The 11530-nt window shown below is 43.1% G+C and carries 10 protein-coding genes; 4 read left to right on the top strand and 6 right to left on the bottom strand.

Going from position 1 to position 11530, the window contains the following annotated elements:
• Positions 1-7: 7 nt before the first annotated feature.
• Positions 8-850 carry a ParA family protein gene (locus tag B0D95_RS18335; protein WP_078045209.1) on the bottom strand — a complete coding sequence of 281 codons (843 nt, stop codon included), beginning with the start codon at positions 848-850 and terminating at the stop codon, positions 8-10.
• Positions 851-1160: 310 nt separating this feature from the next.
• Here B0D95_RS18335 and B0D95_RS18325 point away from each other — a divergent pair, with 310 nt between their 5' ends.
• Entirely contained in the window at positions 1161-2813 is a 1653-nt protein-coding gene (locus B0D95_RS18325; RefSeq protein WP_078045207.1) for a P-loop ATPase, Sll1717 family, read from the top strand.
• A gap of 79 nt (positions 2814-2892) precedes the next feature.
• Here the strand turns inward: B0D95_RS18325 and B0D95_RS18320 are convergent, their stop codons facing one another.
• A complete protein-coding gene (locus tag B0D95_RS18320) occupies positions 2893-3339 on the bottom strand; it encodes an excisionase family DNA-binding protein (RefSeq protein WP_210403647.1) in 447 nt (148 codons plus the stop codon).
• A 493-nt stretch (positions 3340-3832) separates the two neighbouring features.
• Here B0D95_RS18320 and B0D95_RS18315 point away from each other — a divergent pair, with 493 nt between their 5' ends.
• The 3 genes from B0D95_RS18315 to B0D95_RS18305 all read left to right on the top strand — a co-directional run bounded on the left by B0D95_RS18315 (position 3833) and on the right by B0D95_RS18305 (position 6423).
• On the top strand, positions 3833-4411 hold the full coding sequence (locus B0D95_RS18315) for a hypothetical protein (RefSeq protein WP_078045206.1): 579 nt from the start codon (positions 3833-3835) through the stop codon (positions 4409-4411).
• Between the two features lie 254 nt (positions 4412-4665).
• Positions 4666-5172 (top strand): thioesterase family protein, encoded by a 507-nt coding sequence (locus B0D95_RS18310; RefSeq protein WP_078045205.1) that lies wholly within the window; start codon positions 4666-4668, stop codon positions 5170-5172.
• Between the two features lie 273 nt (positions 5173-5445).
• Positions 5446-6423, top strand: coding sequence for a response regulator (locus tag B0D95_RS18305; protein WP_078045204.1), 978 nt, complete (start codon positions 5446-5448; stop codon positions 6421-6423).
• A 28-nt stretch (positions 6424-6451) separates the two neighbouring features.
• On the opposite strand, the gene B0D95_RS18300 is transcribed toward B0D95_RS18305, so the two are convergent.
• The 4 genes from B0D95_RS18300 to B0D95_RS18285 form a co-directional block, all read right to left on the bottom strand.
• Positions 6452-7825: a sensor histidine kinase gene (locus tag B0D95_RS18300; RefSeq protein WP_078045203.1), complete on the bottom strand. Its 1374-nt coding sequence runs from the start codon at positions 7823-7825 to the stop codon at positions 6452-6454.
• A 275-nt stretch (positions 7826-8100) separates the two neighbouring features.
• Entirely contained in the window at positions 8101-8448 is a 348-nt protein-coding gene (locus B0D95_RS18295) for a hypothetical protein (RefSeq protein ID WP_078045202.1), read from the bottom strand.
• Positions 8449-8715: 267 nt separating this feature from the next.
• On the bottom strand, positions 8716-9150 hold the full coding sequence (locus B0D95_RS18290) for a hypothetical protein (RefSeq protein ID WP_246841654.1): 435 nt from the start codon (positions 9148-9150) through the stop codon (positions 8716-8718).
• A gap of 28 nt (positions 9151-9178) precedes the next feature.
• Positions 9179-11395, bottom strand: coding sequence for a tetratricopeptide repeat protein (locus B0D95_RS18285; protein ID WP_246841653.1), 2217 nt, complete (start codon positions 11393-11395; stop codon positions 9179-9181).
• Between the last annotated feature and the right edge of the window lie 135 nt (positions 11396-11530).

The following is an 11530-nucleotide window of genomic DNA, read 5'->3' as shown; positions in this document are numbered from 1 at the left end:
CAACTCCTTAATTGTTTTTCCACTGGGGGCGAATACCCATTAATTTCGGCTCAAGCTCCTCGATGAGGGCGAGCATGGTGTAAAAAGCCGATTTCGTAGGGCCGGAGCGTGCTACCTCGTAGCGGTGTACGGGAATACCGCGCCCATTCGCCTCGGAATAGGGCTTTAGAAGTGGGATGGTGGTATTCAAAACGGTGACTTGGTTATCAACCGCCTGGTCGAACATGCTGCGTAATTCCGCAGTAATGTTCGCTGCGGTACCAGTTCGATCCCACATATTGAACAGCACACGGATTGGGGGAAGTGGCCGCCCGGTTACGCTCATGAATCCGGGGCGAGGCTTGAACTTGTTCACAAGCTCGATAGTGCCGTGAATGAATTCGCGGGTATCCAGCACCTGCGGCTTGATGGGTGAAACAAGCACGTCGGCAGCGCAAATCACAGACTCCTGAATAATTCCTTTAGCTCCCTGAGTATCAATCAGGATGTAGTCGTAACCAAGCTCCTGCAATGCAACGTAGAGGTGCTGAAAATGCACGTAGGATTCTCGCAAAAACGCTGTAATGTGCTCCCCATGAGGATCATCATTCAGAACAATATCGAGATTGGGGATGGCTGTACTAGAGATGCAATCGGCAGCGCTCGCAGCACGATAGACCTGAGTAAGGCCGAAGTTGGCTTGATTTACGATGGGGTAAACGCGAGATAGGGATTGCTGTGGATCAGCGTCCACAAGTAGCACTCGCTGTCCCATATCCGCTAGAATGGCGCCCAAGTTGGCACATATAGTGGTTTTCCCGACACCACCTTTGGTACAGATAACCCCGTAAATTTTTGATTTAGCTGGCATTTTTTAAACCTCTTACTGTTAAGTTAAGAGATTCAAGATGCTGAGCGCATGTCTCATAATGCTGGGGTCGGCGGTTCAAGTCCGCCTCTAGCTACCATATTTGATAAAGCCAGCCTGGTGAAAACCTCGCTGGCTTTTTTATTGCCTGCCCCCCCCCCCCGCCATCAAAACCAACAGCCAAAAAGCTCAGCGTTAATTAATTTGACGCCACCAACCTTAATGGATAAAACTCCACCAAGCACTTAAGAACACGATTAACGCAACATAGACACCAATAAAAACTATCAAACAACAAAAGCAGGAGCTAAGAATGCCTAACCTACCCAAAAGTGACTTTGTATTCAGAAAACATATGAATATAGGAGAGGCGGATGCAGAAAACGATAAAGGATTTCTAAGTGATTGCTTCGTTGACAATGGGGATCTTGAGGTTCTAGAGGATACTGCAGCTGCGCCAGCGATAGTTCTGGGGAGAACCGGCGCAGGCAAAAGCGCACTTCTTGACGAGCTCGAAGAAAAATGCGAACGGGTCATACGAATAGAGCCCGAATCACTCGCATTAAAGCACATATCCAACTCTTCGGTATTGAAGTTTTTTGAAGAGGTAGGCGTAAATCTAGACATATTTTACAATGTATTATGGCAGCACACTTTTGCGGTAGAGCTGATAAAAAACAAATATCAAATAGACTCACAAGCAGCAAAATCAAGCTTCCTATCCACGATTACAAATATAATTTCTGGCGACAGAAAGAAACAAGAAGCACTGGATTATCTCGAAAAATGGGAAACCAAGTTTTGGATAACAACAGAAGAAAGAATAAAAGAATTCACGAACAAAATAGAGAAAGACCTTAGCTTCAGTATTGCCTCAAAAATGCCAGGAACAGAAATTAAGGCAGGAGGAGCATTGAAATTAAGCGACGAACAAAAAACCGAGATAATTCACATCGGAAAGAATGTTGTAAATGGGATTCAACTGGAAAAACTATCAAGAATAATTCAACTTCTTTCTGAAGATATATTTACAGACCCACAAAAGAAGACATATATAGTAATAGACAAACTTGATGAAAACTGGGTGGAGGACAGCCTACGATATAAGCTTATTAAGGCATTAATTGAAACAATAAAAAAATTCAAAAAAATAGAGAACGTTAAGATTATATTTACCTTAAGGGTAGATTTATTAAATAGAGTCATAGAAAAAACAAGAGACGCAGGATTTCAAAGAGAAAAATACGAAAGCCTTTTTCTGAAAGTAGAATGGAAAAGAGATCAACTAAAAAAATTGCTAGACCTAAGAATAAATCATCTACTAAAAAACAAATACACCAAAGATGATGTTTACTTTGACGATATATTCCCTACAACCATCGAAAAATCACCAGCCTCAGATTACATTCTAGAAAGAACCCTACTTAGACCGAGGGATGCAATTATTTTTGTAAATGAGTGTTTAATTGAAGCCCAAGGTAAAACCCAAATAAGCGGAGAGATAATAAAGTCAGCCGAAAAAACATACTCCTCCAACCGATTAGAATCGTTAACTTATGAATGGTCTGTTGAACACCCGTTATTAAACAAATATATGGAAGTTCTTTATCACAAAAATTATAACTTTAAAGTTTCCACTATTACAACGGATGAGATGGAATCTCTAATAATGAAAATTCAAAACGAAAGCATGTCGCAAGAAGACATTCTTGTTAATCTAGCAAATAAATATATGCATTCTGAGTATCCTGCATCAGAAAAAATATTGAGAGACTTTAAGAACAATTTATTTTACATATTATATAAAATTGGAGTTGTAGGCATAAAAGTGGACGGCACGAGCTCAGCTAAATGGATACATGACCGAACGCAAGATTTAACAGCAGAAAGAATTGAACCGACCTCGATTATTTATATTCATAAAATGCTTCACAGAGCATTAGCAATCAACAGCAAATCTCAGTAGAAAAATTGACTTTTATAAAGCACATCTCGCAATACCGAAGGGTAAAGAACGCACGCGTCATAAAGGACTATGTATTTCATCAATAGCCTATACCCAGCTCCTGAGAAAGCTTCATGAGTTCATCCATTGCGACCTTTGACTTGTTAACCATCTTTTCCCTGTAGACCAGCAGGTCATCAAACCTGATGCGGCGATGAGTACCCACCAAGGTATGGTTTAACTCCCCCTGTTCCAGTAAACCAATCAGGTAAGGGCGAGAGACATTCAGAAAGTCAGCCGCTTGCTGAGTGGTTAGCTCCTTGGCCATTGGCACAATATTGATAGTTTTACCTGCTGACATACCAGCCAAAATATCGCGCAACAACTCGACAGCGTGCCTTGGGACAATTAAGTCCTCTCCTCCCATCTTGATATTGGCTCGGCGATCATCAGGCAATGCCTGAAGAAATTTTGTAAGTGACGCAGCACTTACCCTAGCGAGATCTACTTCTTCGCTGCTAGGTAGCTCATATTTGCGATTCGTCATTTTTCATCCTACCCACAGATCCTTGCAGGTTTGCCCGATAAGTTGAATATGCCGGAATTGACATATCTGTCAGTATAACCACAAACGCAATATTCGCAACAAACGAAATATTCGAAAATCAACTATTAACAGGAGATGACGGCTTGAATCACCATTGTGACATCCACATTTTGACTATTCAGCGTGATTCAATGAGGTTTAGTGAGGATTTAAGCCATTGATTTACAAGGAATTTAGTTTTTATGAGGTTGGGCTATCAACTCTCATAATGCTGGGGTCGGCGGTTCAAGTCCGCCTCTATTACCATATTTGATAAAGCCAGCCTGGTGAAAGCCTCGCTGGCTTTTTTATTGCCTGGAAACCTGTGCTATAGCAGGAAGAATGAAGCCAGTATCGCCTTCTGTTTTATAGATCACGTAATTCCCCTGCTGCAATCGAATAAAATCCATTAAAGGAAGGAGCACTACACACTACTATTCAGGGAAGAAGACCTATGAAGAATCTATTCATCATTGTTGCGACACTTGCTATGTCAAGCCTACCAACAACCAGCTTCGCTAGTGACTGCGGTCAATGGCAATCCAAACTGAAATCTACTCAGCGCAATATTGATAATGGCGGCAATCAAAGTCAGGTGAGGCAGTGGGTTAAGGAGCGGGACTATTATGCGAGGACGCTGGAACGATGCCATAAAAAGGCGGGAACGCATCGCTGGGTTGAAGCGACAGGTAATTCTACCCGCCCCTTGCCAAGTAATAAGCCCGCGCCTGGCAAACGCGAAAAGCCGCGGGCGATGAATACAGAAAACCCACAGCTGCAACAATTGATTGCGACCTGTAATTATTGGATTGATCAATACAATTCGAATGGCAGCGCAACGAACTACAGCTTCAAAACAACGGCGTGCCGCCATGCAGATCAAGCGCAGCAAATGCCCGCAGCAGAGATAACGGAAGCCTTCACGCCATCGCGCTCGCTCAAGGCATGCGTGAAGCCCAATAATCGTATTGATGATGAGGTAAAGCGTTGCATGCAGGGGCAAATTGAGCCGATATGGCGCTCAAATAATTAAATGATACGAACAAATATCGCAGCAAGCTGCATATAAAATAAAAGATTTAAGTGCCAAAACGATTAATACGCATACAAAATCTTGATAAATTTTATAAGAACTCCACATAAAAGATGATTTAAACGACATAAATTTGATTTCGCTTTTTGTGGGAGCACAAACGGTGGAGTCTTGTTTGGCGCTTCATTACTCTAGGTCAGCAAATGAACAATTCATTTGCATAACCGACCTTTCAAACTAATGAGGATTCAATCATGCAAACTACCAATTCATCTGTTGCTTTCCGTGCCGAAGAAGTTATTAGCAGCTGGCCAACCACCAATGCCTGGCCAATTGCGCCGCAAACTTACTACCAAAAATTTGAGACATCACTCAAGCATTCCAATGCGACACAGAACGTGTATTTCTCCAATTTTTTTGAGTGGCAAGGTGCGGTGAGAGAGCGTTGGTTCTTTGAATGTATCTCTAACGATATGCTGCAGGATCAGGGGGTATTTATCACCAAACGCGCCCATAACGAGTATCTGAAAGAAGCCTTCCCCTTCCAGACAGTCACCTGCGCACTCAATGCGTTTAACATTCAAAAATGTTCATTCTATTTACTGTTCAGCTTTTATATTAACGATGAACTGGCCTCGCGTGGCTATCAGCAAATTGTGTTTGCTAATAAAGAGAAACATATCGCGCGCCTACCCGATCAGGTCATTCGCAAGATCAAAAAGTTTGAGCGTACCGATATAGATCTGGACAACCTGAAGTAAGCACCCATATGCCCTACGCAGCGACAGCCCTGCATAACAATTACAACAGGGCACTATTACAAAAGCATTGATTAGCCATACACAACGCCTTGGTACCTAAGTGCCAGGCGTTGCTTTTTCTTTCAATGACCACAAATGACACGCCAAAATGGAGGGTTAAATCGTGAAACTGACTGTTTAAAACCTGTTCTTTTGTATATATTTGAGTCAGGCGTATCAACAATAATCCTTAACCGCCACAATCAACGCATTTGCCGATAGCAGGACATAACCTTGAAATCCAAGATACCACTGTTCTTTTACCCCGCTCAGATCGTATTTATTGACGATAATCCGGATTTCCTTGCCTCCTTAGACATGGTGTTTTCCAACGAATACAACCTCAAATTATTTGATGATGCGGTAGAGGCATTGAACTACATTAATGCCCCCAAACCCAAGGGGCAACAAGGGTTGAAAAAAGCGACACCCGAGCTTTCCGGCGACTCCGACAAATGGGTCAAACAGGTGCTCAACCACTCCCACTTAAAGCGTCGCGATAACGAGCGCGATATGGAAATTTCTGTGGTGGTAGCCGACTTTTCCATGCCCACCCTGAATGGCATTGAATTCTGTAAAAAGATCACCAATCCCGCCATTAAAAAAATACTCTTGACTGGTCATGCGACCCCTAGCGATGCAGTTAATGCATTCAATGAAAACATTATTCATTACTATATTAAAAAGAGTGATGAAAACATGTTGGAGCAACTGACCAATGCGATGAACAGATTACAAAATGCCTACTTTCAGGATTTAACCAGCCACATTAAAAATGAAGCCGTCGATGTAAACACGCCCTTTTTTGCCGATGCAGAATTGGCAGAGTTTTTCCAGAGCGTATGCAGTGAGCTGGATGTAAAAGAATACTTTTATCTCTCTAACCCTTCGCGTTTCACCCTGCAATCACGCAATGGCAATGAATCGCTGTGTTTGATTTATACAGAGGAAGATATTGCAGAACATTTAAAAATTCTGGAAGAGGAAGACGCGCCCACCGACTTGATTCAACGTATCGCCTCACACGAATTTATCCCGCTGTTCAGCTCCGAAGATGGCTTTTACGAACCAGAAAGTTTCAACCATAGCGTGCAGGTTTACCCTGCGACAAAGGTGAGCGGAACAACCAATTATTATTGCGCAGTAATTTCCCAACGAGACATTGCCACACCAGCACCCGCCGTTATTGCCAGCAGTGGAAAACTACATTAATACGGCAAGTCGAGTGCTGGTGTAAGTGTTATTTTTTAAAGGTGAGCGTAAACAACGTATATTCGCCTAGTTTTGACTCACAAGTAATATTGCCACCAAACGATTCCATCACCTTACGACAGAAGGTTAGACCAACGCCCGAGTTATTGCCGCGATCCTTGGTGGTAAAAAAGCGATCGAAAATGTGCGGCAGGATTTTCTCGTCAATACCTATGCCATTATCCAGAAACTCAAGGCGATTCCCCTCTGCATCGGCAATAATGGTGATTTTTATACTACCGCGTTCTTTGCCTCGCAGTGCATCCAATGAATTTTTAATCAAGTTGATCAGCACAAAGGTGAGGAATTCGTTGGACGCGAGCACCACAAAGTCAGATTTCACATCAACACTGACTATTTTTTCCGCGTCGTTTTTATAGGGCACACGGCTCACCGCTAACTCAACACATTCCTTCATGGAGAAATGCTTAAAATCTTTTTCATTGAGGTAGTGTGAGGTGGTTAGCGCCATCAACATATCTATCGCATGGTTGGCTTGAACCACTTCACGCTCCAATATTTTGGCGGTGCGTCCTAAATGAGTGAGCGTTTGCTCATTCATAGGTTGACGCAACAGCCCACTATCCCGCGCCTGGTTATACCCCAGAATTAATTCCGGTAAATAATCCGTTAGCATCCTGGACTGTAATTTTAATGATGCCAGCGGCGTACGCATTTCATGGGCAATGCTTGCCACCAGCATGCGTGAATCATCCATGGCGTGATAACGCACTGTTGCCAGGGCAATCAACCCCAAGCCCACGGCGATAAAGACTACGCCCGGCGGATAAAATTCAACCCCGTAGTTACACAAATAATCCACCGCCGATAATGAAAAAATCAGCAACGCAACACTGCAATATTGCAGTTTGGTTTTTTCGCCGGCCTGCACCAGCTTTTGTTTTTGGTAAGCAAGATACAATCCATACATAACCACAGTGGCTGTTTGCAGTACGTGCAGAATATGGAAGATACCTGCTTTGGGGTAAAAGCCCCAAAAATAATGATAGTTGCCATTAATCACCAAATCTGTAGTGACATGGGTAGCCGCGAGGAAAATGGAAAAAATATAAGAAGCGTATACCTTGCGTTTGTGATGCTGCTGCCCGGTCAACTCCACCAGGAAATGAAACAGACTTGTCGGCAAAAACAAGATTAACAGCCACCCCAAATCTATCAGGTTCTGTGCGAGCTTTTCGTTTTCTACCTGAAATAAGATTGCCCATACAAACTGCCAAAAGAAGGTGGTAATGCATAGGATTAAAAATGCGGCTGTTACCCGGTTCAGACCTTTGGAATGCGCGACATAAAGGCCAAAAAATAAAAACAAAAATGCAACTATGGCGGGCAATATCGAATACATGGGCGCTCGGTTTCGGGGGGTATCGGGAGCTGAATTCTGCGGGCTTGACGCTACTTTGTCATCACCTAATCTGCATAAAAAGCCTGATGCAGCTTAATGCATCAGGCTTATGGCGCATAAAACAGCAAAAGAACTTATAGCAGCAATAATAGAAGGAGCGTTGCTTTTTGCCTGAATCTGCCAGAACTCCGCTGGTGACACAGGAGATTGCAACCTAAATGACATGAGTGAGTGCTTAGCATATTCATCTGCCACCGATGAGGGTCGCGAGCAGATTATTTCATGGAGGGAGCACTACGAACCGCCACTAAAACCACCACGGCAATAATCACCAATAAAAACCATTGTTTACGGCTTTCAGCGTGCTCTTGTTGCATAAATTCCTGCAATACGAGGGGTGCAACCGGGCGATTAGTAGCTTTACCCGCCGAATCATCGGGCGACACAACAGCGGAAACAACTGGGGGATGATCCGCCGCCAACAAGGTAGAGGGATGACATTCTTGTGCAGAGGTACCATCGCAATCCGGCTGAGCGGCGGGCATAAGACCTGAGAACGCAGGTGCAGACAACGGGATTAATAGAAAAACTACAAATAAAAGAAAGAGATGCATGCGGTTCATTAGCAAAATTCCTTTGCAAGAGACGTACATTTGCCACCAACGCAAATGTAGCCGGGCGCCCAGCCTGAAAGGCATAACACGGTCATCCTTGATCAACAAAACCCATGTTTCGCTCGCCTATCCTTGCAGACGCCCTGCTACAAACCAGACATTACTCCGGCAGAGATTGGGAGTCTGTGAGAAATTGTTAGGGGGGATTGTGATTTATTCACATAAAGAAGCGACCACTGGGGTCGCTTTTTAAATCATGTCAACAAAGCGTTGATTTTAACGGCGCCTGACAATGATATCGGGATCAAGCTCTTTGCCATTAACAATAACACCGTAGCTAAATCTTACTTCGCTGTTTTTGCGAAATTCCTCTACAAACTCGCTCTGTTCAAAAATTTGGTTAGGCACACTGATAACAACCACACCATTTTTGGAAGGGTTCTCTATTTTACGATTAGGGCTTTTCTTTTTCTTAAATACTACGATAAATTCGTCAGGTCCAGCAAAGAGTATCTTTTGTCCTGGCGCAACAATGATTTCTTTGGCTGCAAGGAAAGGAATCCCCTGTTTATCCACACCAATGCCAACCACCGCAGTATTGGTTCCCTCCATGGGATAAACGATGCTATGACTCTTCTCCAAACTGGCCGCAGTACAGCCGGCAGTGAAAAAAGCTCCGCACAGAACAATTAACCTGATAAGAATATGCATACTAAACCTCCCGGTTTATTAAATAAAGTTAATGAATCCGATCAAATAAATCACCAAACCTGGACTCCTTTAAAACAGCAAAATCAGGATTAGCAAGCAGCAATTTATCTGAATACTGGGATTGGAGCAATTTCTTAACATACTCTCTGATTCTTTCCTCATCCTTCTGGGCAATAGCAACCCTTAAATGACAAGATAGCGCTTCAATACTTTTGGCATCAAGGCTATCTGCTTTTTCTAATATTTCATTTGCTTCTGAGAAGCTGCCAAAGTAAGTTTTAGCCAAAGCGAGATAACGATAGCTCTTTGCTATTTTTGGATTGTCTTCGATATCTTTATTGGCAAACTTGATAGCATCTCTAAAATATAGATCTGCTAGAAATCCTTTTCCAGGCATAAATTTATACGCGTCCGCCAAATACACCATCCATTGATAGTTTTCAGGCTCCAAGTACAAGGCTTTTTCATACATAAAAGCTGCCTTTGTAAACTTTTTGGATAGATAATACATGCTTCCTATATTTGCAAAAACAGCACTATCTGGCTCTATGCGTGATGCTTCCTCCAAATAAAAAGCAGCACGATCGAATTCGTTTTTCAGCAGATACATAGCTGCTATATTATTCAACGCTGATATATTCTCAGGGGTAATATCAAGAATTTTTTTGTAATTTTCTATTGCCTCGTCATATCGTCCATTTCGAAACAAAAAATAACCATATCCATCGTATGCCTCCCAATTATTAGGTGAGTTAGTCACTGTTTTAATATAAATATTTTCAGCTTTATCTTTTTGACCAAGAACATCATAAACACCTCCCAATTCAATGGAAGATGCAACATCGCCACCATCGATTAAAAGAGCACGATCAAGATAATTTATCGCCTTCGTATATTGCCCTGTTTCAAAATAAATACGCCCTATCGCTTTATAAGTCTTTATGGAACGCTCATCTTGTGCCAAAGCAAGCAAACAATATTGCTCTGCCTCATTGAGCCATCGAGCCAATTTAATCAGCTCATATTTGAGCCGATATGCCTCACAAAGCCCTGTATTTACCAGAGAGAATTTTTCATCATGAAGTAATGCTGTGTTGAATAACTGTATCGATGAATCTATATTCTCGAGAGAAGACGGCTTAGCCAAATACGCCAAACCCTGCAAATAATAATCATAAGCCGTTACATTCCCCGTTAACCTTAAGGGCGCGGGTCTAAAGTTCTGCAAATCAAACTCATCTGCCAAGTAACGTGCAATCTCACCCACCAATCGATCCTGCAAAATAAAAATATCCTGATAGGTTCCATCTAACTTTCCACCAGCAATTTGCACATTGTCTTTGCGGCGAAATAAGCGATAGGCAATACGGAGATTGTCGCCTAAGCGTTGTACACTGCCCTCCAGACGGATGGGGGCGTGAATGCCTTCTTTGGTGCCTACTATGTATACATCGCGCATATCTGCCAGCTGTGAGCGCACCGCTTCGGTGATACCGGCGGAGAAATAATCGGCATCGCCTTTTTCGTTCATTAAATTTTGAAAATCGGCAATCTCCACATAGTTGGCCGTATAACCCGGCACTAACCAGCGAGGGACAAAATAAAAACCAGCGGCAATAAAGACAAACAAGCATGCCGTTAATGGGTAACGATAGGTAATAATTTTTTTATTTAACCCGCGCAGAAAATAATGCAGGTGGTCACGCCAATTAATACCGGCGGGTTTGATAAGGTAGACACGGATTTTTTGTTCGATATTTTTTAATGTCTGCACACCAAGATATTTGGCTGGTGCCGACAGGCTAAGGCGAATGTCATCGTATACCGTTTGTGAAATACAAATACCATCGGCAACGGCGAGGGGTTCAAGACGGGCGGCGATGTTTACCGTGTCGCCAAAAACTGCATTGTCGCGCAGCGTGACTTCACCTTTGTGTAAACCGATGCGGGTTTGCAGGCGCGGTAGTTTTTTGTCATCTGGTTCATTAAAGGCTTGCAGGTGTTGCTGGATGGCAATGGCAGCGGCAGCGGCCTGGGCGGCGGAATCAAAACGAGCAAAAATAGCATCGCCAATACATTCCACTAATTGGCCGCCCTGCCCTTCAATATGGAAAAGCAGAATCTGGCGATAATCACCCAGCATGTCTATCGCCATGGCTTCATTGCGCCCCATCAGGCGCGAGTAGCCAACGATATCGGTGAACATGAGCGTCTGTTCACAATGGTGTGAATCTGCAGCAGCCATAGGCCGATAGCTCTCCGTGCGACAATTGGGAAAATTTAATGCCGAATTATGATCCTTGCCCGCTAAAAACGGGCATAAGTAGTAGCGATTATTGTGTGTTTTGATGACAATAACAATCCATTTTCTTTACCGGGA

The sequence above is a fragment of the Cellvibrio sp. PSBB023 genome, assembly GCF_002007605.1.
GTDB lineage: Bacteria > Pseudomonadota > Gammaproteobacteria > Pseudomonadales > Cellvibrionaceae > Cellvibrio.
The sequence above is the reverse complement of the archived record's forward strand: the minus strand, read 5'-3'. Positions and strand labels throughout refer to the sequence as shown.